The organism is Bilophila wadsworthia ATCC 49260 (assembly GCF_000701705.1).
Lineage (GTDB): Bacteria > Desulfobacterota > Desulfovibrionia > Desulfovibrionales > Desulfovibrionaceae > Bilophila > Bilophila wadsworthia.
Map to the genome: position 1 here is coordinate 1 of NZ_JNJP01000037.1, position 14,255 is coordinate 14,255.

The 14,255-nt window shown below is 59.2% G+C and carries 11 protein-coding genes, 2 rRNA genes and 1 riboswitch; of the genes, 7 read left to right on the forward strand and 6 right to left on the reverse strand.

The genetic code is table 11. From position 1 onward, the window contains the following. A 23S ribosomal RNA gene (locus T370_RS0112850) occupies positions 1–107 on the forward strand; the annotation flags it as partial. Between the two features lie 54 nt (positions 108–161). Further along, positions 162–276, forward strand: a 5S ribosomal RNA gene (gene rrf, locus T370_RS0112855). A gap of 448 nt (positions 277–724) precedes the next feature. On the opposite strand, the gene T370_RS0112865 is transcribed toward rrf, so the two are convergent. The 4 genes from T370_RS0112865 to ftsY form a co-directional block, all read right to left on the reverse strand. Next, positions 725–1,486 (reverse strand): hypothetical protein, encoded by a 762-nt coding sequence (locus T370_RS0112865; protein ID WP_248604258.1) that lies wholly within the window; start codon positions 1,484–1,486, stop codon positions 725–727. Positions 1,487–1,615: 129 nt separating this feature from the next. After that, positions 1,616–2,260, reverse strand: a complete 645-nt coding sequence (gene thiE, locus T370_RS0112870) for a thiamine phosphate synthase (RefSeq protein ID WP_029435949.1) — start codon at positions 2,258–2,260, stop codon at positions 1,616–1,618. Positions 2,261–2,271: 11 nt separating this feature from the next. After that, positions 2,272–4,008 carry an adenine deaminase gene (gene ade, locus T370_RS0112875; RefSeq protein WP_029435950.1) on the reverse strand — a complete coding sequence of 579 codons (1,737 nt, stop codon included), beginning with the start codon at positions 4,006–4,008 and terminating at the stop codon, positions 2,272–2,274. Between the two features lie 445 nt (positions 4,009–4,453). After that, the gene (gene ftsY, locus T370_RS0112880; protein ID WP_029435951.1) at positions 4,454–5,998 is read right to left on the reverse strand and encodes a signal recognition particle-docking protein FtsY; all 1,545 of its coding nucleotides are present in this window, start codon (positions 5,996–5,998) and stop codon (positions 4,454–4,456) included. Positions 5,999–6,309: 311 nt separating this feature from the next. Between ftsY and T370_RS0112885 the strand changes: the two genes are divergently transcribed. The 3 genes from T370_RS0112885 (at position 6,310) to T370_RS0112895 (ending at position 11,062) form a co-directional block, all read left to right on the forward strand. Then, complete coding sequence (locus tag T370_RS0112885; protein ID WP_029435952.1) at positions 6,310–7,731, forward strand: outer membrane homotrimeric porin; 1,422 nt, start codon at positions 6,310–6,312, stop codon at positions 7,729–7,731. 283 nt (positions 7,732–8,014) lie between these two features. After that, the gene (locus T370_RS0112890; protein WP_009369201.1) at positions 8,015–9,448 is read left to right on the forward strand and encodes a carbon starvation CstA family protein; all 1,434 of its coding nucleotides are present in this window, start codon (positions 8,015–8,017) and stop codon (positions 9,446–9,448) included. A 207-nt stretch (positions 9,449–9,655) separates the two neighbouring features. Then, positions 9,656–11,062 carry an MATE family efflux transporter gene (locus T370_RS0112895; RefSeq protein WP_029435953.1) on the forward strand — a complete coding sequence of 469 codons (1,407 nt, stop codon included), beginning with the start codon at positions 9,656–9,658 and terminating at the stop codon, positions 11,060–11,062. A gap of 212 nt (positions 11,063–11,274) precedes the next feature. Here the strand turns inward: T370_RS0112895 and mltG are convergent, their stop codons facing one another. Both mltG and ruvX read right to left on the reverse strand, forming a co-directional pair. Beyond that, the gene (gene mltG / locus T370_RS0112900) at positions 11,275–12,600 is read right to left on the reverse strand and encodes an endolytic transglycosylase MltG (protein WP_029435954.1); all 1,326 of its coding nucleotides are present in this window, start codon (positions 12,598–12,600) and stop codon (positions 11,275–11,277) included. Continuing rightward, positions 12,597–13,025: a Holliday junction resolvase RuvX gene (ruvX, locus tag T370_RS0112905; protein WP_005030438.1), complete on the reverse strand. Its 429-nt coding sequence runs from the start codon at positions 13,023–13,025 to the stop codon at positions 12,597–12,599. Before ruvX ends, mltG begins: the two co-directional genes overlap by 4 nt. A 215-nt stretch (positions 13,026–13,240) precedes the next feature. Here ruvX and T370_RS0112910 point away from each other — a divergent pair, with 215 nt between their 5' ends. Beyond that, a complete protein-coding gene (locus tag T370_RS0112910; protein WP_029435955.1) occupies positions 13,241–13,822 on the forward strand; it encodes a nitroreductase family protein in 582 nt (193 codons plus the stop codon). Positions 13,823–13,875: 53 nt separating this feature from the next. Continuing rightward, positions 13,876–13,978: riboswitch (TPP riboswitch) on the forward strand. A gap of 65 nt (positions 13,979–14,043) precedes the next feature. Continuing rightward, positions 14,044–14,244 carry a sulfur carrier protein ThiS gene (gene thiS, locus T370_RS0112915; RefSeq protein WP_029435956.1) on the forward strand — a complete coding sequence of 67 codons (201 nt, stop codon included), beginning with the start codon at positions 14,044–14,046 and terminating at the stop codon, positions 14,242–14,244. The last annotated feature ends 11 nt before the right edge of the window (positions 14,245–14,255 follow it).

Genomic DNA, 14,255 nt, shown 5'->3' on the forward strand with positions numbered 1-14,255 from the left:
CGAAAGAGCTGAAGGGCCCGGGTAGACTACCCGGTCGATAGGCTGGAGGTGTAAGCGCGGCGACGTGCTCAGCTGACCAGTACTAATAGCCCGAGCGGCTTATTTTTCAAAAACTTTCCCCTTCCCAACCCCCTATCAATTAATATCACATAGAGATTTGTCTTGGTGTTCATGGAGGAGAGGGTACACCCGATCCCATTCCGAACTCGGCAGTTAAGCTCTCCATCGTCGATGATACTGCGCACTCTTACGTGGGAAAGTAGAACAACGCCAAGACTTTATTTCCAAAGGGCCGTCCTATCCAGGACGGCCCTTTGTTTTGCCCGAAGCCCATCCCCATCACAGGCAACCCCTTCCCAAGCCCCAGGCTAGGCGCAAGCCCCTCCTGCTCTTTCTCCATCTCCCCCCTCCCTTCGGGGTTCCTCCTCTCCACCCAGCTTTTTTTCCTACGGCTTTATGCACCCGGTTCGCTCCATAATCGGCTTATTCGCTTCCTCTCCACCTTTTGCATTCACGTAAGCAGAGGCCCGGAAAACCTCTGGGTAAGGCGGAGAGATGTCCTTATAGAGATGCATGGCTCTCATGCCCTTTCCATGAAGAAAGGACGGGAAAAGGGTAGGGACGTTCTCGGTAACTCCTCCCCTGCTACGTAAAGCCTGAGCCGTATAAAAAAGAGGGGGAAGGAAAAGTTCCTTCCTCCTCTTGGGGGGGGGACGTCCAACGGCTAATGCCGTTTCTTTTTTATGGTGTGCCGCTTGGGCATCATCTTGGGCGGGGCGAGAACTTTCACTTCGCCTTCAAGGGAAAGGGCCTTTTCAGTCAGGCCAAAGGGAGCCCAGTTGGCCGGGACAAGGCTCAGTCGTTCAAAATTTCGCCCTGTTGCATAGATTACCGGGATATCCCCGGAAGAAGAGCCCGCCAGAAGCAGTGTTGCATTGCTCTCAGATGGAATGGCGGGATCGGTTGCCGGAAGTTCGGTCGGTTGGTTGTCGGCGGTTTGCTGCACTGCCTGCTCGCTTGGAGCCATCGGTTGTGTAGCGTTCCCGGTTATGGGTTGCGTCGCATTCCCGGTGAGGTGTGGCGTAGGTACGTCAGCGGCTGTCGGCTGTACGGGGGTGTCGCTTATGTCCGAAGGGTGCGCCCCCGGGGCGTAGATCCCTGTATTGTCGGCAAACAGGGGCTCTTCCTGCAATCTGTCGTTGGTACGCAAAAAGTTCAGGAAATCGCTTCCGGTCAGGCCCACGAGTGCGATCATCGGGGAACCGTCCCCCGCCGTCAGCAGGCTGACTGGCACAGTGCCACCGTGGATGCCGATGTAGGTTGTCTTGGCTCCAGCGGGCATTTCGCCCCATACGGCCTCTTCCTTTTTATCTCCGCCCTTGTCGGCGACAGGCGTCGGAGCGGCCCACACGGGACCGTTCGCCAGCGCGAACGCGGCGAGGAGAAGCAGAGCGAACCGCTTGGGAGTATGGAAGATTCCGTTCATGTCGAACACATATGACCGTATCAGCCGGAGGTCAAGCGCTTCCTGCAACGCACTACAGGAATGCGCCGGCCCCCCATCGCGCAACATGGCGGCGAGAGGGAATAATTTCTCCTCCCGCCTGTAAAAACACTATTTTTTCATTGCGCTTCTGACTTCGGCAACGCGGGCGGGAATGTCGGGAGCGCTGACGAATTCGGAAACGATGGCGCAACAGCGGGCGCCGTGCGCGATGACGTCCGCAATGTTGTGGCGCTTGATGCCTCCGATGGCGACGAAAGGCAGCGTGATGTTGGCAACCACCCAATCAAGATAATCGAGGGTTACAGCGGCGCAAACGTCCTTTTTGGTCTGCGTCGGGTAAATGGGGCCGACCCCGATATAGTCCGCACCGGAGGCCACGGCCGCGCGGGCCTGATCAGGGGTATGGGTGGACAGGCCAATGATCATGTCCGGGCCAACGAGACGGCGCACGGCCTCGACGGGGAGATCCTCTTGGCCGACGTGCACGCCGTCGGCTTCGCAGAGGACAGCGATGTCGACATGGTCATTCACGATGAAGCAGGCACCAGCCTCGCGGGTCAGGCGGCGCAGCTCCAGGCACTCTTTGAGCATCTGTCCGGCCTTTTTTTCTTTTTCGCGGTACTGGAGGATCTTGATGCCGCTGTCGAGCAGGGCTTTGGCGACTTCAACCGCCGGACGCCCGAGAGACAGTTCGTCGTCGGTAAGAGCGTAGAGGTCGGTTTCGGGAGAGGTCCCGGGCAACAGTCTGGGCATGGCGCACCTCGTCAGTCGGCTTCTACGCCGACGAAGGAAAAAGTGTTGACGTTGAACAGGCCGCGGGCGGTCAGCTTGAGTTCCGGAATGACGGGAAGAGCCATGAAACTGAGGGTCATGAACGGTTCGACGTCTTCGGGGATACCGAGTTCCGCACGCGCGGCAACGAGCATATCGTGAAGGACGGCATTGACTTCCTGCGGATCGGCGGAGGTCATGAGGCCCGCGATGGGGAGGGGCAAACGCCGGATGCTCCCTCCATGCACGGAGACGATGCCGCCGCCCATGTCCGCCAACTCACGGACGGCAAGCAGCATATCAGGGTCGTTGTCGCCCGCTACAACAATATTGTGGGAGTCATGGGAAATGGTCGTCGCTATGGCCCCTCCCGTGAGCCCATAGCCTTCCAGAATCCCGATGCCGAGTTTCCCCGTCCTCTTGTGCCGCTCAATGACCGCGATCTTGGTCAGGCCGGGATTCAGCGCGGACTGGAAGCATCCCGCATCATCGGTATTCACCTCGCGGACGAGGCTCTTCGTAACGAGGGAGGCGGGCTCAATGCCGATGACACGGGCTTTTCCGGTACGGACAGGCAAGGACAGGGCATCCTCGGCCAGCGGCTTGAGGTGGATGGAGTGGGAAGGCGCTCCCGCGGCCGCGTCATCCAGCGGGATGAGGACGCGGCCGTCTTCGGCGATCAGGCGTCCCGCCGTGAATACCTTGCGCACGCGGAATGCCTTGAGGTCGTCCACAAGGATGAAATCGGCATCCCTGCCGGGGGCGATGGCTCCCTTGTTGCGCAGCCCGAAGCACTCCGCGGCGTTGAGCGTGCACATGGTGATGGCCTGTACCGGATCCATCCCCATGCCTACCGCGAGGCGCAGATGGTTGTCCATGTGGCCGTCGGAAACGATATCCTCAATATGGCGGTCATCGCAGCAGAACGCGCAGCGCCGCGCGTTGCCGGGCGTAACGCCGGGCAGGAGCGTTCGGAGGTTCTTGGCGGCGGAGCCTTCGCGTATAAGGATGTAGCTGCCCCGGCGAAGGTTCTCGCGCATCTCCTCAAGCGTGGCGCACTCGTGGGTATTCGTAATGCCGGTGACGAGATAGGCGTCTAGATCCCGGCCAAGCAATCCGGGGGCGTGTCCGTCCACAATTTTGCCGTGGGACGTACCGAGCTGGATTTTTGCCAGTACGTCGTAGTCGCCGGAGACGACGCCGGGGAAGTTCATCATTTCGCCGATACCGGTCACTTTGGGGTCGTCGATGAGCTCTTCCAGTTCTTCAGCGGAAAGGACCGCGCCGGAATCCTCGAACGGCGTCGCCGGAACACAGGAGGGGAGGGCGATAAAAATATTGAGCGGCAGGTGTCGCCCGTTTTCCAGCATGTACCGGATGCCTTCCAGTCCGTGGACGTTGGCGATTTCGTGCGGATCGGCCACGACGCTGGTGGTGCCGTGCGGGAGTACCAGCCCGGCGAAACGCGCGGGGCTCACCATGCTGGATTCGATATGGATGTGGGCGTCGATGAGGCCGGGCAGCAGGTAGGCTCCTCGCGCGTCAACGACTTTCACCGCCTCGGTATGCGAGAAGCCGAGGATTTTGCCTCCGCCCACGCTGACGTCCGTTTCCCGGATTTCGCCGGTCAGCACGTCCACCAGCTTCGCGTTGGTAATGAGAAGGTCGGCGGGGCTGCGCCCGCCCGCCGCCATATCCACAAGGTTTTTCAGATCGTCGATGTCGTACATGCAGGTCTCCGGCGTAGGAAACAGGGGCAAGGCGGAAGGGCGAAGAAGCGAGAGCGCTTTTCCGTGTTTCCCCCAAACGTCTTGCCACTCCAAAGTGTGTTTTTTGAGGATGGGTCGCGTGTGAAAGGGTGACATACTTTCGGAAAAAAACGGAAAAAAGTCAAAAGGGTTGGGAGGAGAAGGGGGGACGGCAGGGTATTTCCACTTTCAAATAGCGTGTTCCAAAGGCAACCTGCCTCAGAAAGAATCGTGAACGGGGACTCGATAGGCACAAAAAATTTTGGAAAGGGTGTGGCGGACTCTACGCGGGTAGATTTGGGGAAGGGGAAGCTTTCTTCAGAAAGGTTCCCCTTCCCCAATATTTCCAATCCGTTCAAAGTGAACCCATCCTAGAGAAAAGGGAGGACGCCTTTTCCAGAAAAGCTCCTCCCTTTTTATCAATTTTTTACTGCTCAAGGAGCGCCTTAGCGAAGTCATCCCCGTTGAAGGGGCGGAGGTCTTCCATTTTTTCGCCAAGGCCGACGTAGGTGATCGGGATACCGTACTGCATGGAAACGGCCACGGCGACGCCGCCCTTGGCGGTGCCGTCAAGCTTGGTCAGGATAAGTTCGTCGATACCTGCTGCTTCCTTGAATATTTTTGTCTGCTGGAGCGCGTTCTGACCGGTGGTGGCGTCTACAATAAGGATGCTGCGGTGCGGAGCGCCGGGATGCTTGCGGGCGATGACTTCCCGGATCTTGTGGAGCTCATCCATCAGGTTGCTCTTGGTGTGCAGACGTCCGGCGGTATCGATAAACAGAATATCGTATTGATCCCTGATGGCGACATCCATCGCCTCCCACGCCACGGCGGCGGGATCGGCGTTCTGCCCCTTGGAGTGGAAACCGGAACCCGTGCGTTCCGCCCAAATGCCGAGCTGTTCCACGGCGGCGGCCCGGAAGGTGTCGGCGGCGGCAAGGAGGACTTTTTTGCCCTGCATACGGGCGCGGTAGGCCAGTTTGGCGATGGTCGTGGTCTTGCCTACGCCGTTGACGCCGATGATCAGAACGACCTCGGGCGGGTTGACCGCGACGACGCGGCGCGGGATGCGGAAAATGTCTTCCAGTTCCGCGGCGAGGAGAGGGCGAAGTTCCTCGGGAGTGGTCGCGGAAGCGGCACGCGCGCGGGACTTGAGGCGTTTGCACAGCTCGGTCGCGGCTTCGACGCCCATGTCCGCCATAATGAAGAGTTCTTCCAATTCGTCCCAGAAGTCGGCGGACAGGTCGCCGTGGCTGGCGAAGAGGGTGGAGAGCCCTTTGCCGAGCTGTTCACGGGTCCGTTCCAGCCCTTGATGCAGCTTGAGGAAAATGCGGTTGCGTTCATCCTCTTCGTCCTCAAGATCGAGAGCAAGGGCGAGGCGGTACTGCAGTTCCGAACGGAAGTCCGCCACTTCTTCGTATTCCATGCGCGCGGCCCATGCGGCGAAGTCGGCGACGAAGGCATCGGCTTCGTTCTCCGGGGCTCCAAGGGCGGTCAAAAGGAAGCGGACACGCTCCCAGAGTTCGTCGCCCGTGCGTGCGTCGGGTCCGAGATCTTCCAGAGCGATGGACAGCCACACGGACAGGCGCGGTTCGGCTTCCCGGAGGGTAAGCAGCAGCGTATCGCGCCATCCGGAAGGTTCCTTCGGGGCGTCGGGCTGAGGGGCAGGTTGGGCGGCAGCCGCAGGTGCGGGAGCTTGCCCGTCCGGTTCAAGAGATTGTCCGGCAGCGAGCTGATCCATTTCCAGATCGGCCTGTCGCTGCTCTGCGGCTGCCGTTTCCGGCAGTTTTTCCAAAACCTCCACAGGAGATTGTGGCGCGTCGGAAACGGAAGATTCTTCGTGAGATGCGCCGTCTTCCGTTTCCGCTGGCTGCGCGGCCAGTGCTTCCTCCGCCGGGACCTGTGGCGTTTCCGGAGTTTCAGCAGTTTTATTCGATGACCACAGCCGTTTGATACTTGAGAAGAAACCCATGCGTCTATCCTTAAAAAGAGGTCTGCGGATGCGAGGCGGGAGCGTTGAGCAACCGTACCATGCGACTATTTGCGTACTTGTGCCGTCCCGTCAAGCCCTGCTTTTCGGAGGGGGTAAACCACGTCGGCCTTGAGGGACGGTACAGGGATTTTGCCTTTTTGGCCTGTTTGAGAGGGGTGAGAATCACGAAGTTTAAATTTTTTTACAAAAAGGGTTGATCTCGGTTTAGAGTTATGAGAAAAGAAACGCGAACACTGGATTGTCCTGTGTTCATCGATCAAGGAATTTTATTTAAGAAGGAAGGAATACAAATGAAGCGCATCGTGACTCTGCTTCTTGCTGCTGGCCTCGTGCTCGGCGCTGCTGCTGGTTCTCAGGCTGCTGATATCAAGGCCAAGGGCAACTGGACGTTTTCTTGGCAGGTGGGTGACCAGACTTTTGCCAAGCATTCCGGCAAGGATAACTTCACCGCGAAACAGCGTCTGCGTACCCAGATCGACGTCATCGCTTCCGAATCCCTGAAGGGTGTTTTGTTCCTCGAAATGGGCGACCAGAACTGGGGTAAGTCCAATGACGGCGCTTCCCTCGGTACCGACGGCAAGATCGTCAAGGTCCGTTACAGCTACGTTGACTGGGTGATCCCCCAGACCGACGCCAAGGTCCGTATGGGTCTTCAGAACTTCAGCCTGCCCGGTTTTATCTCCAACAGCCCCATCCTCGGCGGCGGTTCCGCTGACGGTGCTGGTATCACCATCTCCGGCCAGTTCACCGAAAACGTGGGCGCCAGCCTCTTCTGGCTCCGTGCTGAGAACGACAATGCGGGTTCCAACAGCGTTAAGCAGTACAGTGACGCTATGGATTTTGTTGGCCTGACCGTGCCCATGACCTTCGACGGCGTGAAGGTGACCCCGTGGGGCATGTATGGCGCTATTGGCCGTGACAGCCTTAATAATGCTGGCAACGGTTCTGGGCAGAACGGTGCCACGATGGCTGAGCGTCTGATGCCTGTGGGTGCTACTGGTGCCGGTTATAACACGGTTGACCGCCATGGCAACGCCTGGTGGGTTGGCGTGGCTTCCGAACTGACCTACTTCGATCCTTTCCGTTTTGCTCTTGATGCCGCTTACGGTGGTGTGGATATGGGTTCCTACCGGAAGGACGGAAAGAACTTTGACGTCGAGCGTTCCGGTTGGTTCGCTTCCATCCTTGGCGAATACAAGATGGATTACTTCACCCCCGGTGTCCTGTTCTGGTACTCTTCCGGTGACGACAGCAATGCGTACAACGGATCCGAACGTATGCCGGTCGTTGAAGGTTCTTGGAGCGTTTCTTCCTACGGCTTCGATGACAACTTCGGTCGTGTTTCTTGTGATATGCTCGGCCTCTCCAATACTGGCACCATGGGTGTGTACCTCCAGGCGAAGGACATCTCCTTCATGGAAGACCTGACGCATATCTTCCGCGTCGGTTTTGTCAAGGGTACCAACAATACCGAAATGGTGCGTCATGGTGGAGCGACCCTCACGGGTGCGGATGGTCTGTACCTGACCACGGCTGACAAGGCTTGGGAAGTGAACTTCGACACCCAGTACAAGATCTACAAGGATCTGACCTTGGCCGTTGAAATCGGTTACATCAACCTCGACCTCGAAAAGGGCGTCTGGGGTAAGACGGTTGACAACAACAAGGAAAACATCGCCCGCGGCGCTGTGACCTTGCAGTACACCTTCTAATTGAAATCGGCTGACGCCGATTCCGGTTAGCTTTGATGAGGAGGGAGTTTCGGCTCCCTTCTCTTTTTATATTTGACGCGCTGCACGGGCTCTGGAGAGGATTTCTGACCGTGCAACGCGTGGATCCCAAAGCATACGGACTGGTTTTGTATCCTATTGCGCAAAAAGCACTTCTCCCCTTGACTCGGAAAGAACGCCGGGATTAGACTTCTGCGGTAGTGGAGCAATCTCCTTGCCGTAAGGGAGGGTGTTCCGTAACACTCACGTTTAGAGGGGGAATTGTATGCCTTCATGGATGTATTTTGTGTTGGCCCTGGCAGGGCTGCTGGCTGGGTATTGTGTGTATGGCGCCATTGTGGAAAAGGTGTTCGGGCCTGATCCCAACCGCCCCACGCCTGCCTGCAAAATGCCTGACGGTGTGGACTATGTGGAGATGAGCCCTACCAAGGTGTTTCTGATCCAGCTGCTGAACATTGCCGGTCTTGGCCCCGTCTTCGGGCCGATCCTTGGTGCCCTCTACGGTCCCATAGCTCTCCTGTGGGTCGTAATCGGATGCGTGTTCGCCGGTGCCGTACATGACTACTTCTCGGGGATGTTGTCCGTCCGTTATAACGGCAAGTCCGTGCCGGATATCGTCGGGTACAACCTTGGCGACCTCATCAAGAAGCTCATGCGCGTGTTCGCCGTCGTGCTGCTCATTCTGGTGGGCGTGGTCTTCGTGGCGGGGCCCGCTGGCCTGCTGTCCCAGTTGACCGGTATGCACAGTATGCTCTTTGTGGCGATCATCTTTGCGTACTACTTCCTTGCCACTATTCTGCCCGTGGACAAGATCATCGGCCGCGTCTATCCGTTCTTCGCTGTACTGCTGGTGTTCATGGCCGTTGGGCTGCTGGGCGCTCTGGCCTTCAAGGGGTACACCTTCTACAGCAACATCGAATGGACCATGCATAGCCCCTCCGGCCTGCCCGCCTGGCCGCTGGTGTTCATTACCATCGCCTGCGGCGCTTGCTCCGGCTTCCATGCCACGCAGTCTCCGCTGATGGCCCGGTGCATCAACAACGAAAAGCATGGCCGTAAGATCTTTTACGGTGCGATGATTGCGGAAGGCGTTATCGGGCTTATCTGGGTGACCCTCGGCATGTCCTTCTACTCCGATACGGCCGCTCTTGCCGCCGCCCTCGGCCCCAAGGGGAACGCCGCGCTGGTCGTGAACAACATCTCCGTGGAACTGCTTGGCGTGTTCGGTGGCGCCCTTGCCGTCCTCGGCGTTGTGGTGCTGCCCGTGACATCCGGCGATACGGCCTTCCGTGCTGCCCGTTTGACCATTGCCGACGCCATCGGCTATGATCAGCGCCCGCACAAGAACCGCCTGATGATAGCCGTCCCGCTGTTTGTCGTGGGCGTCGCTTTGAACTTCATTCCCTTTGGGATGCTGTGGCGTTACTTCGGATTTGCCAACCAGGCCCTCGCCGCCATCATGTTGTGGGCTGCGGCCGCCTACTTGCTGCATCGCGGCAAGTTCCATTGGATTGCCTCCGTGCCCGCTTGCTTCATGACTGCCGTGAGCGCCGTGTATATCTGCTTTGAGAAGACGATGGGCTTCGGCATGTCCTACGAGCTGTCTAATATCGTGGGTATCGCCATAGCGCTGATTTGCTTCGCTCTGCTGTTGACCGCAGGCCGCAAGGTTCAGCCTACTGATGATCTGAGCGTTTGACCCGAAAAAGGGGCGCCCGGATTGGAGCGCCCCTTTTTTCGGTGGAAGGGGAGCTCCGATCTAAACATCGAAACGCCTTTTTTCCGCTTTCTCGGGCATGAGAAGCGATTGCCTTTTTATCTGTTCCAGTTATAGTCCGCCGACCCTCCTTGAGACAGTGTTTCAAGGAGGGTTGTCTTTCTCCTTTTTTCCTTTTTGAGGTCTTTCATGTCTACGAAGCGTCGAGCCTATCTCACTGAAATGAAAACGCAGCTTACTCTTGCCGTTCCAGCCCTTTTGGCGCAGATCGCCATGATTTCAATGGGGTTTGTGGATATGGTCATGACAGGCCGGGTGGGGGCGGTGGATATGGCGGCTGTGGCGCTGGCCGGGTCGCTCTGGGTTCCGCTCGTCCTGTTCGGGCAGGGGCTGCTGCTCGCGGTTACGCCGTGCGTGGCGCAGCTTCGCGGGGCTGGGTCCATGCGGAGCGGCGAACACATGCAGGGTGTCGGGCACGTCATGCGGCAGGGTATCTGGATGGCGCTGTTCATTTCGGTTCCGCTCATCCTTATCGTGTATCTGGTATCGTTCCATCTCGCCGATATGGGCGTTGAGGGGGCTCTCGGGCTCATGACGGGGCAATACCTGCGGGCGATCATCTGGGGCGCTCCTGCCTACCTGCTGTTCGTGGCTTTGCGCTGCGGCATGGAGGGGATGGCGCTTATGCGTCCGGCCATGTTCGCGGGCTTTATGGGGCTGCTCATCAATATACCGTGCAACTATATCCTGATTTTCGGCAAGCTCGGCCTCCCGGCGCTCGGCGGGCCGGGTACGGGCGTCGCCACGGCGATCGTCTATTGGGTCATGTTCCTGACGATGGTGGTGTACGTGTGCCGGCATACCTACTTGCGGGAATTGATGACCTGGCGGGTATGGGAAGTCCCCGTTTGGGCGACGCTCAAAAAGCTGGCGGGCATTGGTTTTCCCGGTGCGCTGGCCATGCTGTTTGAGGTGACGCTGTTCGCGGCGGTGGCGCTGCTCATCGCGCCGCTCGGGGCCATTCAGGTGGCGGGACATCAGGTCGCCCTGAATTTCAGTTCGTTGCTGTTCATGGTCCCGTTGTCCATCGGTACTGCGGCGACCATCCGCACGGGGTTTGCCCTCGGGCGCAAGTCGGTGGAGGCCGTCCGCGTGGCGAGCCGATCTTCGTGGCTTTTGGCCTGCATGGCGGCGTGTTTCACGGCGTTGGTGACCATCCTCTGGAGGCATCAGATCGCCGCCGTCTACAACAACGATCCGGTGGTGCTCGGGCTGGCGTCGCACTTGCTGCTGTTTGCCGCGACCTATCAGATTACGGATGCCGTGCAGGTGGTCAGCGTCGGTATTCTGCGTGGGTATAACGATACGCGGGCCATCCTGTGCGTGACGCTGATTTCCTACTGGGTGTTCGCCCTGCCTGTGGGGTATACGCTTGGCAGGACGCATTTGTGGGGCGATCCCCTTGGCCCGCAGGGGTTCTGGACGGCGTTCATTGTCGGCGTATCCATTGCAGCCGTCCTTCTGGTCATCAGGGTTCGCGTGTTGGAACGCCGGTTGCTCTCCGGATTTGATCGGATCAGGGTCATGGAAGGGTAAAAGAGATTGGGGAGGCCGCGCGGCGGGAGTTCGTTCCTGCGGAGGATTTGGCTAAGATGATAGCCCGTTGAAGGAATTCTTTAACGGGCTTTGTTTTTTGTAAAGCCTTCATGGGAGGTTCGATAAGGTCAAAATCTTTGAGAGGGGCGGGGAGGTTTGGAGGTGGCGGGGAGAACTTTCTAGAGAAAGTTCTCCCCGCCCACTCCAAGAATCTACTTCCCTCTCCTTTTTGCCCAATATTCTCGGACGGCCTTGTTGTGAGCGGCTAAATTGGTGCTGAACACATGGGAGCCGTCTTCCCCGCGCGCGACAAAATAGATGTAGTCGTGCTGCTCCGGGTTAGCGGCCGCTTTGAGGCAGGCGAGGCCCGGCGAGCAGATGGGGCCGGGCGGCAGGCCGGGGTGCTTGTAGGTGTTGTAGGGGTTGCCCTCGTCGTCGAGATGTTTGCGCCGCAGATTGCCGTCGAAACTTTCCCCGAGCCCGTAGGCCGTGGTGGGATCGGCCTGGAGCAGCATGTTGAGCCGCAGCCGGTTGGCGTATACCCCGGCGACGCGTGGCCTCTCGGAGGGTACGGCTGTTTCCCGTTCGACGATGGAGGCCAGCGTGACCAGACGCCGTACCTCGTCGCGCCCGGAAGGGCCCGGGCGCTTGCCGCCTGGCCAGAGCGGGGCGGTCCTGCGCCAGAAGTTGTCGATAAGCCGTCCGACGACCGATTTTGCGGTGGCTTCATTGAGTTCCAGCGGACGCATGATCAGATAAGTGTCCGGGAACAGGAAGCCTTCCGCGCTGTCGAACGGAATGCCCCAATGCCGCAGAAAGGCGGGGTCATGGACGAGCTTGTCGAAATCCTCGAAACGCACCATCTGCGCCTCTTCCAGCCGCTTGCCCACTTCCCACCAGGCGAGGCCTTCGGGGATTGTTACCCGGTCGAGCAGAGGGGAACCGTTGACCAGTTGATCGATGACCTGCTGCGGCGTCCAGCCCGTGTTGATCCGGAACCGTCCGGGTTTGAGCGCGTGGGGGATATCCCTGTAGTTCATCCAGCGGAGCAGGAGTATGAACTTGTCGGCATTGCGCACGGCCCCAAGGCGGACCAGCTCAGGCGTCAGGGTACGGAACGTCGTGCCGGGATTGACGGTCACTTCCACGTCTTGCGCGGGCGTGACGGCGGGATCGGTACCGGGGCTGTTCAGAAAGTCATAGGCCAGCCAACCGGCTCCGCCGCAAGCCAGCAGGACCAGCAGCATGAACCCGAGCAGGAAGCGCGGCCAGAGCCGTTTGGGTTTGGGCGTCTCGGGCGCGGAAGCGGGCAGAGGCGTTTCCGGCTTCTCCCCATCAAGGGGAGAGGCCTCGCCGGGCTTCTTGTCAGTCGGCTGCCAGTTCTCTGCTTCGGGGGATGACGCATCGGAATGTTGTTGATCCGGAGGAGCCTGTTGATTCCGTGTATCCGATACGCCGGAAGGTATGCCTGTTTCTTCTGGGCGCGGGGCGCCGGGGTCGGCAGGTGTGTTTTTGGTTTCTTCGGGGGATTCGTTCATATGGTTTTCCGTTTGGCTTCCGGTTGATCGAGGAAAGATTGCAGGATGCGCACGGCGGCCTGCTGGTCGAGTACGGCCCGGCCTTGAGCCGCGGAACGTCCGGCGTCCCGGAGGTCCCTTTCGGCTTCGTAGCTGCTGAGGGCTTCCTCCATCCAAAACAGGGGGAGGGTGGTGCGCCGGGCGAGGCTCTTGGAAAAGTTGCGGACCTGCCGGGTCGTGAGGCTTTCCTCGCCGTCGAGGTTGATGGGAAGCCCTATGACGATGGCGTCCGTGGCTTCGGCCTCAATGAGGGCGAGCAATTCCTCAAAAAAGGCGGCGCGGGTACGCATGAGGATGGTTTTGCGGGGAAAGGCCATGCTGCCCCCGGTATCCGAAACCGCAATGCCGGTGCGTTTCTGGCCGTAGTCTATGGCGAGGTACTTCATAAAAATCCTTTGCGGAATGCGTCGGTATGCCCCGGAATGAAAGCGGCGCTCCGTGTCGCGGAAAGCCCTGTTGAAGGGATTCCGTAAGGGGCCACCGTCCCGTAACCGGGCGAAGACACACTATCCCGCGCCCCGTCAGGACGCAACCCGTTGTGGACCCGCGCGGGGGGTGCTAGAAAGAAACGGTCCTTACAATCTCAACCAAGGAGATGTTTATGGATTTTCTTGAGCTTGTAACCGGGGCCCGGACCTGCCGCCGTTTCCGGGAAGCCGAGGGGATGCCCGCCGGAATGCTGGACTGGCTTATTGCGTGTGCCCGCGTGACGCCTTGCGGTGGAAACGCGCAGGCGTTGCGGTTTGCCGTTGCGGAATCCCCGGAAGCTTGCGCCGCCGTTTTCCCGGCGTTGAAATGGGCGGGGATGCTGACCGATTGGGACGGCCCCGAAGCGGGTGAGCGTCCCACCGGTTACGTCGCCATTCTCGGTGAGGCGGGGACGCGGGCAAAACTGAATGCCATTGATGCGGGCATCGCCGCGCAGACCATCCAGCTGGCGGCGTATACGCGGGACCTCGGCTGCTGCATTTTCCTGTCCTTTGATCCGCGCAAGATCCGGGAGGTGCTGGGCATCCCCGAGAACCTTGAGCCGCTGCTCGTACTGGCGCTCGGCTTCCAAAAGGAAGTCCGCCGCGTTGAAACCGTGGGGGCTGACGGCTCCGTGAAGTACTGGCGCGACGCGCAGGGCGTGCACCATGTGCCGAAGCGTCCTCTTGAGGATCTGCTGATCCTCAAAAAGTAGTGGAAAGAAGGAAGAAAACGGCTCTTTACAGAAGAGAGGCCGCTCGCTATAGTCATCCGAGCTAGGGGAGCCTGTCAAGGCTGAGAGTGGGTTCGTCCCAGACCCTTGGAACCTGACGCAGCTGGTACTGCCGTAGGGAAGCGTCATCATGCCTGATCCTGAGAACGCCCGTCCCTCGTGACGGGCGTTTTTTGGTTGATGGCCAACCGCACGAGGCTTTCATGAATATCACCGTAAACGGCGAGAGCACCGTATGCAATGAGGGGGCGACGCTGCTTGACCTTATCCTCCGGCTCGGGTTGTCGCCTGAAAAAATCGTGGTGGAGCGGAACAGGGACATCGTGCCCGCCGGGACGTTTGCCGAAACCGCCTTGCAGGACGGCGACACGCTCGAGCTGTTGCAGTTTGTCGGCGGCGGGTAAAGAGGGGTATT

Coding starts and splice junctions, on each gene's coding strand:
- T370_RS0112865 (WP_248604258.1), bottom strand. CDS start 1,486: ATGAACGGAATCTTCCATACTCCCAAGCGGTTCGCTCTGCTTCTCCTC.
- thiE (WP_029435949.1), bottom strand. CDS start 2,260: ATGCCCAGACTGTTGCCCGGGACCTCTCCCGAAACCGACCTCTACGCT.
- ade (WP_029435950.1), bottom strand. CDS start 4,008: ATGTACGACATCGACGATCTGAAAAACCTTGTGGATATGGCGGCGGGC.
- ftsY (WP_029435951.1), bottom strand. CDS start 5,998: ATGGGTTTCTTCTCAAGTATCAAACGGCTGTGGTCATCGAATAAAACT.
- T370_RS0112885 (WP_029435952.1), top strand. CDS start 6,310: ATGAAGCGCATCGTGACTCTGCTTCTTGCTGCTGGCCTCGTGCTCGGC.
- T370_RS0112890 (WP_009369201.1), top strand. CDS start 8,015: ATGCCTTCATGGATGTATTTTGTGTTGGCCCTGGCAGGGCTGCTGGCT.
- T370_RS0112895 (WP_029435953.1), top strand. CDS start 9,656: ATGTCTACGAAGCGTCGAGCCTATCTCACTGAAATGAAAACGCAGCTT.
- mltG (WP_029435954.1), bottom strand. CDS start 12,600: ATGAACGAATCCCCCGAAGAAACCAAAAACACACCTGCCGACCCCGGC.
- ruvX (WP_005030438.1), bottom strand. CDS start 13,025: ATGAAGTACCTCGCCATAGACTACGGCCAGAAACGCACCGGCATTGCG.
- T370_RS0112910 (WP_029435955.1), top strand. CDS start 13,241: ATGGATTTTCTTGAGCTTGTAACCGGGGCCCGGACCTGCCGCCGTTTC.
- thiS (WP_029435956.1), top strand. CDS start 14,044: ATGAATATCACCGTAAACGGCGAGAGCACCGTATGCAATGAGGGGGCG.